Annotated in this window: 14 protein-coding genes and 1 pseudogene; 4 read left to right on the forward strand and 11 right to left on the reverse strand. The window is 73.8% G+C overall.

Annotation, left to right across the window (positions count from 1 at the left end):
• Positions 1–38: 38 nt before the first annotated feature.
• From QP939_RS46415 to QP939_RS46425, 3 genes are all read right to left on the reverse strand, one after another.
• Entirely contained in the window at positions 39–2,291 is a 2,253-nt protein-coding gene (locus QP939_RS46415) for a LuxR family transcriptional regulator (protein ID WP_285453225.1), read from the reverse strand.
• On the reverse strand, positions 2,288–2,836 hold the full coding sequence (locus tag QP939_RS46420; protein WP_285453226.1) for a flavin reductase family protein: 549 nt from the start codon (positions 2,834–2,836) through the stop codon (positions 2,288–2,290). Before QP939_RS46420 ends, QP939_RS46415 begins: the two co-directional genes overlap by 4 nt.
• 74 nt (positions 2,837–2,910) lie before the next feature.
• Positions 2,911–5,919, reverse strand: coding sequence for a BTAD domain-containing putative transcriptional regulator (locus QP939_RS46425; protein ID WP_285453227.1), 3,009 nt, complete (start codon positions 5,917–5,919; stop codon positions 2,911–2,913).
• A gap of 248 nt (positions 5,920–6,167) precedes the next feature.
• Between QP939_RS46425 and QP939_RS46430 the strand changes: the two genes are divergently transcribed.
• Genes QP939_RS46430 through QP939_RS46445 form a run of 4 tightly spaced genes read left to right on the forward strand, consistent with a single transcriptional unit; the run spans position 6,168 to position 8,693 of the window.
• On the forward strand, positions 6,168–6,956 hold the full coding sequence (locus QP939_RS46430; RefSeq protein WP_285453228.1) for an SDR family NAD(P)-dependent oxidoreductase: 789 nt from the start codon (positions 6,168–6,170) through the stop codon (positions 6,954–6,956).
• Complete coding sequence (locus QP939_RS46435) at positions 6,956–7,150, forward strand: tautomerase family protein (protein WP_285453229.1); 195 nt, start codon at positions 6,956–6,958, stop codon at positions 7,148–7,150. Before QP939_RS46430 ends, QP939_RS46435 begins: the two co-directional genes overlap by 1 nt.
• Entirely contained in the window at positions 7,147–8,205 is a 1,059-nt protein-coding gene (locus QP939_RS46440) for a maleylacetate reductase (RefSeq protein ID WP_285453230.1), read from the forward strand. The genes QP939_RS46435 and QP939_RS46440 overlap by 4 nt, the downstream gene beginning before the upstream one ends.
• A complete protein-coding gene (locus QP939_RS46445; protein WP_285453232.1) occupies positions 8,202–8,693 on the forward strand; it encodes a DUF421 domain-containing protein in 492 nt (163 codons plus the stop codon). The genes QP939_RS46440 and QP939_RS46445 overlap by 4 nt, the downstream gene beginning before the upstream one ends.
• A gap of 19 nt (positions 8,694–8,712) precedes the next feature.
• Here QP939_RS46445 and QP939_RS46450 read toward each other — a convergent pair whose 3' ends face one another.
• The 8 genes and pseudogenes from QP939_RS46450 to QP939_RS46485 all read right to left on the reverse strand — a co-directional run bounded on the left by QP939_RS46450 (position 8,713) and on the right by QP939_RS46485 (position 13,170).
• Positions 8,713–9,165: a carboxymuconolactone decarboxylase family protein gene (locus tag QP939_RS46450; protein WP_285453234.1), complete on the reverse strand. Its 453-nt coding sequence runs from the start codon at positions 9,163–9,165 to the stop codon at positions 8,713–8,715.
• Between the two features lie 25 nt (positions 9,166–9,190).
• Positions 9,191–9,667, reverse strand: coding sequence for a cupin domain-containing protein (locus tag QP939_RS46455; RefSeq protein ID WP_285453236.1), 477 nt, complete (start codon positions 9,665–9,667; stop codon positions 9,191–9,193).
• 93 nt (positions 9,668–9,760) lie between these two features.
• Positions 9,761–9,889, reverse strand: a complete 129-nt coding sequence (locus QP939_RS46460; RefSeq protein ID WP_285453238.1) for a hypothetical protein — start codon at positions 9,887–9,889, stop codon at positions 9,761–9,763.
• Positions 9,890–9,962: 73 nt separating this feature from the next.
• Positions 9,963–10,643, reverse strand: a pseudogene (locus QP939_RS52090) (sigma-70 family RNA polymerase sigma factor); the annotation flags it as partial.
• Positions 10,644–10,718: 75 nt separating this feature from the next.
• Positions 10,719–11,234 carry a phosphatase PAP2 family protein gene (locus tag QP939_RS46470; RefSeq protein ID WP_285453242.1) on the reverse strand — a complete coding sequence of 172 codons (516 nt, stop codon included), beginning with the start codon at positions 11,232–11,234 and terminating at the stop codon, positions 10,719–10,721.
• 28 nt (positions 11,235–11,262) lie between these two features.
• Positions 11,263–11,841: a dihydrofolate reductase family protein gene (locus tag QP939_RS46475; protein WP_285453243.1), complete on the reverse strand. Its 579-nt coding sequence runs from the start codon at positions 11,839–11,841 to the stop codon at positions 11,263–11,265.
• Positions 11,842–11,974: 133 nt separating this feature from the next.
• Positions 11,975–12,607, reverse strand: a complete 633-nt coding sequence (locus QP939_RS46480; protein WP_285453244.1) for a CBS domain-containing protein — start codon at positions 12,605–12,607, stop codon at positions 11,975–11,977.
• Between the two features lie 41 nt (positions 12,608–12,648).
• Entirely contained in the window at positions 12,649–13,170 is a 522-nt protein-coding gene (locus QP939_RS46485) for a flavodoxin family protein (protein WP_285453246.1), read from the reverse strand.
• Between the last annotated feature and the right edge of the window lie 9 nt (positions 13,171–13,179).

The raw sequence follows: 13,179 nt of genomic DNA on the forward strand, positions 1-13,179 counted from the left end.
CGGGACGGCCGGTGCCCACGACCCGGCCGTCCCGGCCGTCACCAGGGCCGGGTGGCCGCGGCGCCCCGGCTGACGGCGTCGGCGCGGTCGTGGGCGCCCAGCTTCCGGAACACCGACCGGACGTGGGTTTTCACGGTGTTGTGGGAGACATGCAGCTCGGCGGCGATCTCGCGCAGGGTCAGCGGTCCGGCCAGCGCGCGGAGCACGGCGCGTTCCCGGTCGGACAGGACGGCCGGGCGGAAGTCCGGGACCCCGCACCCCTGGAGCAGGTCGGCGAGCACGGGTCCGTGCCGGAGGCCGGTGAGCGCGGCGCGTGCCTGGGCGTGGGCCTTTCGGCGCTGCTGGGTGTCCGAAGTGGACTGCGCGTGGAGGAGAGCCGCGAACGCCTCCGCGTGGGGCGTGGCCGACGCCAGGGCCGTTGCCGGGTAACGACTTCCGCGGCGGCTCGCCAGGAACGCCGTGGCGACGACGGGTGCCGCGCACCGCGTCGGGTCGAGGTCGTGCCAGGCGACCGCTTGGGCCGCCGAGGTTTGCGCCGCCGTGACGTCGCCGGTGAGCAGAGATCCGGCCGTGCGGGCGTCCAGTGCCCGGACGGCGACATCGCGGTAGCCGCACTTCTCCGCTTCGCGCGCCGTCTCGTCCAGCTGGTCGAGGACGGGTTTTCCCTCCCACAGCCCGGCGGTGCCGAGCGCTGCTTGCGCCAGGAGCAGCCACCAAGGCCGGGTGCTCTCTCGGGGGGCGGCGATCGCCTGGGTGGCGATGTGGTGCGCCGTGGGGAGATCGCCGTTGTGCAGCGCCAGCCACGCCCGGACGGCGAGTGCCGGGGGATCGTCGGCCTCGGCGGGACGAGCCACCCGTTGCGCCGCGGTCAGATCGCCGTCGTGCGGCGCGAGCCAGGTCCCGGCGCTCGCCGGATCGCGGCCAGCCAGCGCGGCAACGCCTTGCGCCGCGGCGAGATCGCCGTCGTGCGGCGCCAGCCAGGTCCCGGCGCTCGCCGGATGGCTGCCAGCCCGCGCCGCAACGCCTTGCGCCGCAACCAGATCCCCACCGAGCCGAGCCGCCGCCCGCCCAGGGTGTCCGCACGCCAGCTCGGCCGCCGCAGCCACCGCACGCCCCTCAGCAGGCACCTCGTCAAGCCGCGCCAGCAGCGCCCGCGGATGCGCCGAAGGCCAAGTCTCGATCGCCGTCCGGACCGCGACGCCGGGAAGCCCCGCCAGCCGGGCGTGTTCGTAGGCGGCGTCCAGATCCCCTTCCCGCCGCAGGCGTTCGGCCGCGCGGGCGTGCAGCTCCTCCACGACCTCGGGATATTCCTCCCGCAACACGGACTTCAGCACGGCCCGCAGCACCGGGTGGCACCGCAGCCCCGACCCCGTCCGCCGCAGCAAAAGCGACGACGCCGCCACCGCGGCCAGCGTCTCCCCGGCGGCCGGGAGCGCCGTCACTTCCGCGCACCGGTCCGGCGTCAGCTCGGTCAGGACACTGCTGTACAGCAGCAGACGGCGTTGGCGCGAGGTGACGCGTTCGAGCACCTCCGCGCGGAAGAACTCCGCCACCGACGGCACGGGACAGGGCAGCGAAGTACCGCTCCGCAGGGCCATCCCGGCCAGCCGCAGCCCGGTCGCCCAGCCCGCGTACCCGCGCCACACCGCTTCCGCCTCCGCCTCGGCGACCGGCCGTCCGGCCGTGGCCGACAGCAGATGCCGGGTCTCCGCCAGGTCGAACCGCAGATCGTCTTCGGTGAATTCGGCCAGGCGCCCCGCCGCGCGCAGCGAAGCGACCGGACCGCTCGGCGGGCGGGCCGTCGCCAGCGCCACCCGGACCGTCTCGGGGACCCGGCGGACGAACTCGTCCAGCGCCGCACGGCTCACCGGGTGCTCGACGACGTCCAAGCCGTCGAGCACGAGCACCAGCGGCCCGGCCGAAGCCAGCGCGTTGAGCAGCTCCGGGAGGATCACCGTGACCAGCGTCGGCTCGTCGTCGAGCAGCACCGCCGGGGGCGCCGGGACCTCGGAGTGCAAGGGCCGCAACGCTTCGAGCACCGCCGACCACACGCCCGCCGGGGTGTCGTCGTGCCTGCTCAGGCTCACCCACGCGCACCGCCGCCCGGCGACCCACTGCGCCAGCAGCACCGTTTTCCCCGCGCCGCGCGGCGCGGCCACCAGGACCACCGGTTCGGCGGCCGCGTCCAGGCGGGCCAGCAGCCGCGTGCGGGGGACGTCGGCCGGGTGCGGGGCGGGTGGCCGCAGCCGGGTCCGGACGACGACGGCCGGGCGGGTCCGGGACGTGGTCACATCGCCGACGCGAAGTGCCAGCCGCCGGCGGCCGCCGGGTCGTGGAGCGTGCCGAACGCGCTGGCGAAGTACACCAACGGGTTCGTGCCCGGGACGTGGTCGCACGTCAGCACGTCGCCGACGACGATCGTGTGGTCGCCGCCCGGCAGCGTGTCCGCGACCGAGCAGACGAAGTGCGCGATCGCGTCGGCCAGCACCGGGACGTCGCTGTCGGGGCGCAGCTCGACGCCGCTGAACTTGTCCTTCCGGCGCGTCGCGAAGTGCCGCGCGAGGTGTTCGTGGTCTTCGCCGAGGACGTTGACGGCGAAGGACCCCGCCTCGGTGATCGCCTTGCACGTCGGGAGGTTCGACCCGATGCACACGAGCAGCTGCAACGGGTCCATCGACAACGACGCGACCGCGCTCGCGGTCATGCCGGCGGGGCCGTCCACCGTGCGGGTGGTGATCACGGCGACCCCGGTGCTGAACCGGGAAATGGCCTGGCGGAACCGGAAAACCCCGTCGTCCGGATCGGCGGGCGCGGCGAGCCGCTTGACGCTGTCCATGGCTACCTCCGTGGGAGCACGCGGTGACGTTGGCCGTACCCACCGTGCCACCGAACCCGTTACCGGCCGGGAAATCAGCTCCGCAACCGGGTGACCAGGCGGTGCACCTCCGCCGACGGCGGCACGGCCAGCTCGTGCATGGTCGCCGCGTACCGCTGGTACAGCGCGAGGACGTCGTCGTCGTTGCCGCTGGCCTGCGCCAGGGTGAGCCGCAGCAGCCAGGCCTGCTCGCGGTACGGGTCGAGGCGCAGCACCGCGTCCGCGTTGGCGACCGCCTCGCGGTACCGGCCGAGCCGGAACGCGACCTTGGCGACGTCCAGCCGGGCCCGCAGGACGCGCTCGTCGATCTCGGCACGCCGCGTTTCCACCCACGCGCCCGACAGGCCGGCGAGGTACCGGCCCCGCTCGGTCGCGGCCAGCGCCGCGGTCAGCGTGTCCAGCCTCGCCTCGCCCTGCTGGTGGTCGGCTTGCGTGAACGCCTCCAGGACGTCGGCCGCGCTGCTGCCGATCAGCTCGGGCCCCGGCAGGTGGAACCGGTCTTTCCGCAGGACGGGCGACAGCTCCTCCGGCAGCACCTCGCGCAGCCTGTACAGCGCTTGGCGCAGGTAGCTGCGCCCGGCGGCTTCGTTGTCCGAGTCGAACAGCGCGCCGAGCAGCTCCTGGCGGCCGGCCTCGCGGCCGGGGGCGGCCAGCAGGTAGGCGAGCAGCTCGACGCTCTTGCGCAGCCGCGGCGTCACCGTCGTGCCGTCGACCCGCAGCTCCGGCTCCCCCAGGTCCTCGAGCACCAGCCGCGGTGCCCGGCCCGCCGCGGTGATCCGGCGGCCGTTCGCCAGCGACGCGGTCAGCTCGTGCCAGCGCGACAGCCGGTTCGGCTCGGTGTCCGCGCCGCGGACGGCCACGGCGGGCACGTCCGCCAGCGCGTTGAGCAGCAGGTGCACCGACCCCCGCTCCTCCGCCACCCCGATCGCCAGCGCGGCGGACTCGTCGGACGCGTCCTCCTCCCCCAGCCGCCACTGGGCTTCGGCCAGGTAGCACGCCGCGGTCGGGACCTCGAGCACCCGGTCGGCGGCGAGCATGCTGCGCAAGCACTCGCGGAGCACGTCACGGGCTTCGGCGTCGCGATGGCGCAGCAAGAACGCGAGCCCTCGCCACAGGGCGGCCAGCTCGCGGGTGAACGCGTGCGTGCCCGCGCCGCTCGCCTCCGCTTCGTCCAGCGCGCGGTGCGCGGCGTCCGGGTCGTGGTGCAGGCGCAGGCACAGCTTGGCCTCCATCACGTGCAGCAGCACCTGGTAGATCCGCGAGCCGGTCGCGGCCACCAGGTCGTGCCCGCGCCGCAAGGCCTGCCAAGCGTCCTCGGCCCGCCCGAGGTCGATCATCAGCTCGACGGCGTCCAGCGCGTGCAGCCACAGCGGCTGCGGGGCGTCGCGGTGCGCCTCGTAACCGGCCAGCGCCTGCTCGATCCGGCCCGTCGCGCGGAGCCCGGCGATGACCCAGGGCGCCCCGAGGACGCTGCGCCACGGGCCGTAGGTGCCGGGATCGTCCAGCCCGGCCAGCCGCCCGCGCATGAAGGCCAGCCGCATGAGCATGCCGTCCAGCGGGCCCGACGGGGTGGTCGCGAAGGCCGGGAACGGCGGCGGCGGTTCGTCGCGGCTCAGCGCCAGCACGGTGTCCGCGATGTCCTTGGCCCGCCCCGGTGGCAGCAGCTCGGCCACCTGCCCGGCGTCCGCCGGACGGCCCGCGTGCCACAGGCACCACACCAGCAGCACCAGTGCTTCGCCCGAGCCGTCGTGCTCGTCGGCGGCCAGCTCGGTGAGCCAGTCGCGGTCGTGGCGGTCGTACAGCTCCACGCCCCGCCCGGCCTGCTCCAGCGCGAAGGCGACGCGCAGCACGATCCCGCCGATCCGGGGGCTGAGCGCACGTTCGGACACCCGCAGCGCGTCGAGCCAGCGCGCCGCCGGGCCGAAGTCCATCCGCTCGATCAGGCGCGGCAGCAGCTCCGCCGCGAGCCCCCACGCCTCGTCGACCGCGCCGACACCGAGCAGCGCGTCGACGGCCTCCTCCCGCTCGCCGCGGCGGACCAGCAGCCGGGCGTGCCGCAGGCGGACCCGCTCCAGCTCGCCCGGCTCCTGCTCGGCGAGCAGGTCGCGCAGGTGGTCCCGCAGCTGCGGGCTGACGACCAGCGTCCGGTCGTCGGGCCAGGTGGCGGGGAGGTGCCGGTGGCGCAACGCCGCCATGGTCCGGGGGACGTCGTCGAGGCCGAGCGCGACCGCGTCGTCGGCGGTCACCTCGTCGAGCAGGCTGGTGTGCACCAGGAACCGACGTTCCCGTTCGGACAGTCCGGAAAGGACGTGCGTGGACAGGTAGTCGCGGAACCGGTGCGGCGCGTCGGCGACGGCCCCGTCGGCGAACAGGATGCCCGCCGCCCAGCCGCCGGTGACGCGGACGGCTTCGGCCGCCTCCGTTTCCGGGCGCCCGGCCAGGCGCAGCGCTTCCGCGGCCTCGTCGACGTCGAAGGCGAGGTCCGGGCCGGTGAGCTCGGCGACGCGGGCCAGGTCTCGGGTCGAACCGGTGTCCAGCGGCAACGCGGTCCGGGAAACGAGGACGATCGCGACGTCCGCGGGGGCGTAGCGGGCGAGCGCGGACAGCACGGTGAGCGCCTCGTCGCTGCCGGCGATCCGCTCGGCGTTGTCGCAGACGAGCACGAGACCGCTGCCGTGCAGGCTTTCGGCGAGCAGGCCCGCGGCCTCGCCGATCAGGATGCCCGCGGCGAGCGCGTCGGTCGCCACGCCGCTCGCCTCGGGGGCGTGCGGCGCGACCGCCGCCTCGAGGTACAGCAGCAGGCGGCCCGCCGCCGATTCCGTGCCGTCGAGCGACAGCCAGGCCACCGGCCGGTCGAGGTCCCGCAGCGCCGCGGCGACGGCGGTGGTCTTGCCCGAGCCGGCCGCCGCGTACACGGTGAGCACGTTCGCCCGCCCGAGCAGGGCGCGGATGCGGCCGGTCAGCCGGTCGCGCCGGACCAGGTGGTCCCCGACGACCGGCGGCGCCAGCTTCCGCCGGATGATCCGCGCATCGGAAGGCGCCACGCGACGCACCTCCCATCGCCGTTTCCGCCGGGCTCCGCCCAGCAGTCTCCCCCGGCCCCCGGCGGCGGGCAACGCGGGATTTCGCCTGGATTAACAGGCCGGGCCCCGCACCGCCGTTAGCGGCGCGAGAGCCGCCCGGCCCGGCGACGGGCCCGGCGTGACCGGCCCTGTTAGCGCGGTTTGTCAGCCCGGACCACCTCGTTGTGCAGTGAGGCCGAACTGCCGGGAACGAGCCGAAGGAGAGCCGAATGGTGGCACGCACGGAGCGGACGGAGCGGCGCACGGCGCTGGTGACCGGGGCGAGCCGCGGGATCGGGTACGCGGTGGCGCGGTACCTGGCCGAGCGGGGCGCGGCCGTCGCGCTGCTGGCCCGCGACGAGACCGCCGTCAAGGACGCCGCCGTCCGGCTGGGCGGGGAAACCCTGGCCGTCCCCGCGGACGTGCGTGACGGCGAGTCCGTCGCCGCCGCCGTCGAGCAGGCGCACGCCTGGCACCGGCGGCTCGACGTCGTCGTCAACTGCGCCGGGCCGCAGATCGCGTCGGCCCCGCTCACCGACACCGAGCACGGCGTGCTCGAGGCCGCGCTCGACACGAAGCTCCGCGGCTTCGTCCGGGTCGCCAAGGCCGCGCTGCCCAGGATGACCGGGGGCGCGATCGTGAACGTCGCGGGCGCCACCGCGCACGTCCCGGTCGCCGGCGCGGCGGTCACCGGGATCACCAATGCTGCGGTCGTGGCGTTGACGAGCTACCTGGCGGCCGAAGCCGCACCGCGCGGCGTCCGGGTCAACGCGGTGTCGCCGGGCATGACCCTGACCGAAGGCTGGCTCGCCCGCCACGAGGCCATGGCCGCGAACCAGGACTCGACGGCCGACGCGGTGCGCGCGAACCTGGTCAAGGCCTTGGGGATCCAGCTCGGCCGCTGGGCGCGCCCGGACGAGATCGCCGCGGCGGTCGCGTTCCTCGCCTCCGACGACGCGTCCTACGTCACCGGACAGGTGCTGCGCGTCGACGGCGGCCTGACGAAGCCGGTGGCGTGATGCCGTTCATCCAGATCACCATCGCGCAAGGGCACGACGACGCCGTCAAACGCGACCTGCTGACCGCCGTCTCCGCGGCGGCCGCCCAGGCCACCGGAACGCCGGAGAGTGCCTTCCGCGTCTGGCTCGTCGAGGTGCCGGACACCGAAGTCATGGTCGGGGGCAGGATCCTGCGCGAAACGCGGCACCCGTGACGGCCGGGTTCACCTACGTCGGCCTGCCGTACCGCATCCGGTTCGGCCGCGACCTCCTGCCGGAAGTCGACGCCGAGGTCGCCCGACTGGGCCGCTCCCGCGTGCTGCTCCTGACCTCCGCCGATCTCGCCGGGCCGGGCGACCGGGTCGAGGAACTCCTCGGCCCGCGGTGCGTGGCCCGGTTCGACGGCGCCGCCCTGCACACCCCGGTCGGCGTGACCGAGGAAGCGTTGGGGCTCCTGCAAGCGAGCGATGCGGACTGCGTGGTCGCGGTCGGCGGGGGCTCGACGACGGGACTGGCGAAGGCACTGGCCGCACGCACCGGCGTCGACCAGGTCATCCTCCCGACCACGTACGCGGGATCCGAGGTCACGCCGGTGCTCGGCGAGACGGCCGACGGCAAGAAGACCACCCGGTCGTCGCCGTCGATCCTGCCCGAGACGGTGCTCTACGACGTCGAGCTGTCCCGCGGGCTGCCGGTGCCGATCGCGGTCACCAGCGCGGTCAACGCGCTCGCCCACGCGGTCGAGGCGCTGTATTCGGCCCAGGCCAACCCGATCGTCGACGGCTGGGCCCTCGACGCGGTTTCGGCCATCGGCGCCGGGCTTGAGCACCTCGCCGCCGACCCCTTCGGTCTCGACGTGCGCGCGGACCTGCTCCGCGGCGCGTGGCTGGCCGGGATGTGCCTGGCGTCGGTCGGCATGGGCCTGCACCACAAGCTGTGCCACGTGCTCGGCGGGAGTTTCGGGCTGCCGCACGCGAGCACGCACACGGTGGTCCTCCCGCACGTGATGCGGTACAACGCCCCGGCCGCACCGGCAGTGCTGGCTCGGATCGCCGGCGCCATGGGCGTGCCGGACGCACCGTCCGGTGTGGACTATCTGGTCCGGCGGGCGGACGGGCCGACGAGCCTGCGCGAACTCGGACTCGCCTTCGACGCGCTCGGTGAAGCGGCGGACCAGGCGACCGCCGCGCCGTACCCGAACCCGAGAACCCTGACCCGCGAAGGGGTTCTGGAGCTGCTCACCCGAGCCTGGCACGGCGTCCGGCCGTGACCTGGTGGGCCCCTGGCGAGGTGCTCGCGGTCGTGCTCACCACGGTGGTGATGTACGTGGTGTTCCTCGTGCTGGTGCGGATCATGGGGCGGCGCAGCCTGGCGGCGATGTCGGCCTCCGACATCGCCGCCGTCACGGCGTTCGGCGCGGTACTGGGCCGGACCACGCTGCTGGGCGAGCCGACCCTCACCGGCGGTGTGGTCGCGCTGGTGACGTTGTTCGTGCTGCAGCGGCTGTTCGCGCGCGCCGGGAAGCGTTCCGGCGCGCCGATCCTCCTCATGGCCGGGCCGGAAATCCGCCACGCGGAGCTGCGCCGCGCCCGGGTGTCCGTCGGCGAACTCCGCCAATGCCTGCGGCTGGCCGGGATCACGCGCCTGGACGACGTCGCCTGGGTCGTCCTCGAGGCCAACGGCCGGATGAGCGTGGCCCGGCGGGGTGCCTCGCCCGACCCGTTCCTGGTCGAGGACCTTCCCGGGTACGGCGCGTGACTCCCGCCGGGCGAACCGGTCAACCGGCGACGCGGTACCGGCTGGTGATGGCGACGCGGTTGAAGGCGTTGATCACGGTGGTCAGCCAGGCGACCGCCGAAATCTGGTCGTCCGTCAGCACTTCCGCCGCGGCCGCGTAGTCCTCGTCGCTCACGTGCCCGTCCGGCACCAAGGTGATCGCCTCGGTCAGGCGCAGGGCCGCCCGATCCGTTTCCGAGAAGTAGCCCGTCTCCTCCCAAGCGGGCAGCACCGCGATCCGGTCGGGGTTCTCGCCCTTCTTGAGGGCATCGCCGGTGTGCATGCGCAGGCAGAACGCGCATCCGTTGAGCTGGGACGCGCGGATCCGGACCAGCTCGACCAGGAGCGGGTCCAGCCCCGCCCCGGCGGCGGCCTTGTCCGCCTCCGCGGAGAGGGCGATCAGGGCCTGGTACGCCTGGGGGTGTTGCTTGTTGATGCTGACGCGCTGCGTCATGGTTTCCTCCTTGGTGTCCGGTGGGTCAGTGGTGGGGGTCGTCGACTTTCAGCTCGGCCCCGGTGGCGGCGACGAAGACGACGAGCAGCCGCGCCCGTTCCGTCGCGCTCGTGTTCTCCGTCAGGACGTGGTGCGCGCCCGGCTGTTCCGTCCAGTTCTCGCCCGCCCGGAACGTGGTGACGGGCTTGTCGTCGACCTGGCTGCGCACGGTGCCTTCGAGGACGTAGGCGTAGACGAAAGCGCCGCCGTGCCGGTGCGGTGCCGCGCGGGCGCCGGGCGGGAACTCGACGATCGCCGAGGTGAACGTCTTGCCCTGGACGTTCGGAAGAGCCTGCTGCACCAAGGGAGTCAGGCTCTCCGTGGCGGGCTTCGCCGTCGGGGTCGGCGCCTGGTTCGTCGCCGCGGCGGTCTGGCTCGCGGTCTGGCCCGAGGCGGCACAAGCCGTCGCTCCGGCCAGCGTGGCGACGGCCAGGACGCCGACGGCCAGTCGGGTTCTGATCATGAAGGTCTCCTGCACTGTCCGCGTGCGGAGGGAAATCGTTCCCTCTTCGCGTTGTCACCAGGGAGACGAGACAGCCCCTCCGGGTGTGACAGCTCAGAAGCGGGAAAGTTTGTCCGGGTTGATGACCCGGCGGTAGGCGGTGATCCGGCCGTCGGCGATCTGCACCGTGTCGACGGAGTAGACGCGGCCTTCCCGGTGGCACACCAGGGCGAGCTCCCCCACCCACCTCGACGAGGTCGATGCGGTCGAGGCTCCACTGGCGGCCCACCCGGACCATCACCTCGGCGATGCGCTCGCCACCGTGGATGAGCTTGCGGGCCGCGGAAACCTTGCCGCCGCCGTCGGTGACGTAGATCGCATCGGGGTCGAGCAGTTTGACCAGGCCGGCCAGGTCGCCGGATTCGTAGGCGGCGCGGAAGGTCGCCAGCACGCGTTCGCGCTCCGCTTTCGAAACGCGCGGCGTCGACTCCTTCGCCTTGGCCACCCGCCGGCGTGCCCGCGAGGCGAGCTGCCGGGCCGCGGGCGGCGAGACGTCCAGCACCTCCGCGATCCGGGCGAACTCCAGATCGAAGACGTCGTGCAGGACGAAGGCCACCCGCTCCGGCGGGGTCAGCTCTTCCATGACGAGCAGCATCGCGGTGCTGACGGAGTCGTCGACGAGCACGGGCTCGGCCGCGTCCGGCCCGGTGAGCAGCGGTTCGGGCAGCCACGGCCCGACGTAGGACTCCCGGCGCACGCGAGCGCTCTTGAGGATGTCGTAGGAGCGGCGCGCGGCCACGGTGACCAGCCACGCGCGCAGGTCCTCGACGTCGTGCAGGTCGGAGCCCGCGGCGCGCAGCCACACGTCCTGGGCGACATCCTCGGCGTCGGCCACGCTCCCCAGCAGCCGGTAGGCCACGCCGAAGACCGCGGGCCGGTGCTTCTCCCACTCGGCACCGAGCCGGTCCACCTGCTCGGGCGCACGCTCGTCAGCCATCCGGCTCGCCACCTCCTCCGCCACGCGAACCCACCCTACCTGCGGGAAGGGCGGTGACCGGCGAGCCAGGCGGGTTCAGCGCGCCCGGGTCGCCACCACCGCGCCGACGGCCGCCCCGATCACCACGCCGCCATACACATCCGTCGGCCAATGCACGCGAGTCCGGACCCGGCTGTAGCACGACACCACCGCCAGCGGCGCCACCACCGCGCCCGCAGCCGGGGACGTGAGCGCGACGGCCACCGTGAACGCGGCCGCCGTCGTCGCATGCGTCGACGGGAACGCCGAGGATGTCGGCTTCTCAGGCAGGGCCCGGTTGGCGGGCAGGTCTCCCGCCGGTGGTCGCCGGCGCCGGACCAGCGCCTTGACGCCGTGGCCGAGCGCCATCGCGGCCGCGCCCGCCACCAGCCCGCGGCCGGCCGCGCGGCGCCGGGGCCCGGGGCGGCGGGCCAGCACCGCGGCGACGAGTCCCCAGAGGAAGCCGCCGCGGGCGAGGAAGCCGACCGTCGTGACCGGCCACGCCGGCCGGGTGGCGGGCAGCTCGTTGTCGTCCAGCTCGCCTTCCGCGCGGCGGGGCAATTCGCTCGGCATGCCCTCTTTTTCCCGGGATCGCCCCCGGTCAACCCTCGCTGTCCATCGTGGAGATTTCGGCCGGTGCGTAGACCAGCTCGAGGACTCCGGACGGGAAGGCCGTGCTCTTCACCAGCCGCAGGTTCAGGGGCTGATCCAGCTCGGGGAACAGCGGCGCGCCCTTGCCGGTGGCGGCGGGCAGCACCCACAGCCGGTACTCGTCGACCACGCCGAGCTTGATCAACGAGTGCAGGAACGAGGTCCCCCCGGCGGCGACGAGGTCCTTGCCCGGCTCGGCCTTCAGCTTGGCGATCTCCTCCGCCGTGTCACCGTCGGCGATGCGGGTCTCAGGCCAGTCGTCGGCCGATTTCAGGGTGCGGGAGAACACCACCTTCGGGATCTCGTTCATGGCCTTGGCCGACGGGTGGCCGGAGCCGGGCCAGAACCCGGCCATGGCCTCGTAGGTGGTGCGCCCCATGAGGAACGCCCCCGCCTCCCACAGCCGGTCGACGAAGTACTTCTCCTGCTCGGGGTCGTCGATGCCCATCATGACGTCCCGGATGCCGTTGTCCCCGTCGGCGCTCTTGCCGTCGAGCGAAACGTAGAAGCCCAGAATCAATTTCCGCATGGGATGACCCTCACATGGACAACTCAAGCTGTCAAGACAACTTTTGTTGTCGGTGAGGTCGGGGTCCCACACCGGCGACCTCGATGAACCGGCGAGGTCACCGGTGCCGCCACCTCCCCTTCCCCGGCCCCGCTCAGGCCACGTCGTTCCAGACGTAGTCCAGGCGGTTGCGGACCTCCACCACGCCGGACAGCTCGCGGATCGCCCGCGTCACCGGGTCGATGTCGCTGCGCCGCTCGACGCGCCCGACCACCGTCACCACGCCGGCCCGCACCTCGACACGCACCCGGTCCGGTCCGAGGTTCAGCTGCTCGCGCAGCACGCCGTCGACGATCTCGCGTTCGAGGTCGGCGTCGCCGCGGGTGAACACCCCGACCAGGTCGCGGCGGGCCAGTACCCCGGCCACCTTGCCGTGCCGCAGCACGAACAGCCGGCGGACGCCGGTGTGCGCGAACTTCGCCGCGGCGGCCGCGAGCGAGTCCTCGGCGTCGATCGTGACGGCCGGGCTGGTCATCAGGTCCTCCGCCAGCGACGCCGTCGCCTTGCGGGCCAGCCTGCGGTCGCGCCACCGCGGCTTCGGGTCGTCCCACAGGTGCGGCAGCAGATCCGCTTCGGAGACGACGCCGACGAGGGCGCCGGTCTTGTCGAGGACGCCGACCGCGCTGATCGCGTTGCCGGTGAGCAGCCGGGCGATGTCCTTGAACGGCGTCCGCGTGGACACGGTGACCGGATCGGCGGTCATCACCGAGGAAACAGTCCTGGTCATATCAACTCCCTTGGGGTACAAGCTTTTCGAAGTGGGTGCGGTCAGACGGTGGTGCGGCGCAGGGCCGCGCCCAGCGCCGCACCCCAGGCGTTCGCCCTGGCCAGCTCGCCGGGGCGCGGGCCGGCGTCGACGGGTTCGGTGCCGACGAAGAAGCTCTCCGCCGGCGCGACCACCCGGCACCCGAGGCGCCGCAGCCGCTTGGCCGCGCCGAGCGAGGCCGCTCCGGTCAGCACGCGCGGCTTGTCGGCCCGGGTGTCGAAGGCCGCGACCGGCAGCCCGTCGGGCACCGGGCCGAGCGCGTCGAGCCATTCGCGCAGCCCGGTGTGCGAGCGCGTCGCGTGGCAGACCTGGTCCGCGGCGGACTTCCGGGTCGCGGCGCGGCTCATGCCGTGCACGTGGGTGGGACCGCCGACGACTAGCAGGTCGACGCCATCGAGGTCCTTCGGGGCGTCGTCGACGTTGACGGTCTCCGCCGGAACGGACACGGAGATCCCCTCGGCGATCGCCTCGGCGACCTTTTCGGTGCCGCCGAACATCGATTCGTAGACGATGACGATGCGCATCTCCCGCTC

This window comes from Amycolatopsis nalaikhensis, assembly GCF_030264295.1.
Lineage (GTDB): Bacteria > Actinomycetota > Actinomycetes > Mycobacteriales > Pseudonocardiaceae > Amycolatopsis > Amycolatopsis nalaikhensis.

Bases quoted from the DNA above. Each gene is read 5' to 3' on its own strand.
- QP939_RS46420 (WP_285453226.1), bottom strand. From the start codon at position 2,836: ATGGACAGCGTCAAGCGGCTCGCCGCGCCCGCCGATCCGGACGACGGG.
- QP939_RS46450 (WP_285453234.1), bottom strand. From the start codon at position 9,165: ATGACGCAGCGCGTCAGCATCAACAAGCAACACCCCCAGGCGTACCAG.
- QP939_RS46435 (WP_285453229.1), top strand. From the start codon at position 6,956: ATGCCGTTCATCCAGATCACCATCGCGCAAGGGCACGACGACGCCGTC.
- QP939_RS46485 (WP_285453246.1), bottom strand. From the start codon at position 13,170: ATGCGCATCGTCATCGTCTACGAATCGATGTTCGGCGGCACCGAAAAG.
- QP939_RS46455 (WP_285453236.1), bottom strand. From the start codon at position 9,667: ATGATCAGAACCCGACTGGCCGTCGGCGTCCTGGCCGTCGCCACGCTG.
- QP939_RS46480 (WP_285453244.1), bottom strand. From the start codon at position 12,607: ATGACCAGGACTGTTTCCTCGGTGATGACCGCCGATCCGGTCACCGTG.
- QP939_RS46470 (WP_285453242.1), bottom strand. From the start codon at position 11,234: ATGCCGAGCGAATTGCCCCGCCGCGCGGAAGGCGAGCTGGACGACAAC.
- QP939_RS46430 (WP_285453228.1), top strand. From the start codon at position 6,168: ATGGTGGCACGCACGGAGCGGACGGAGCGGCGCACGGCGCTGGTGACC.
- QP939_RS46475 (WP_285453243.1), bottom strand. From the start codon at position 11,841: ATGCGGAAATTGATTCTGGGCTTCTACGTTTCGCTCGACGGCAAGAGC.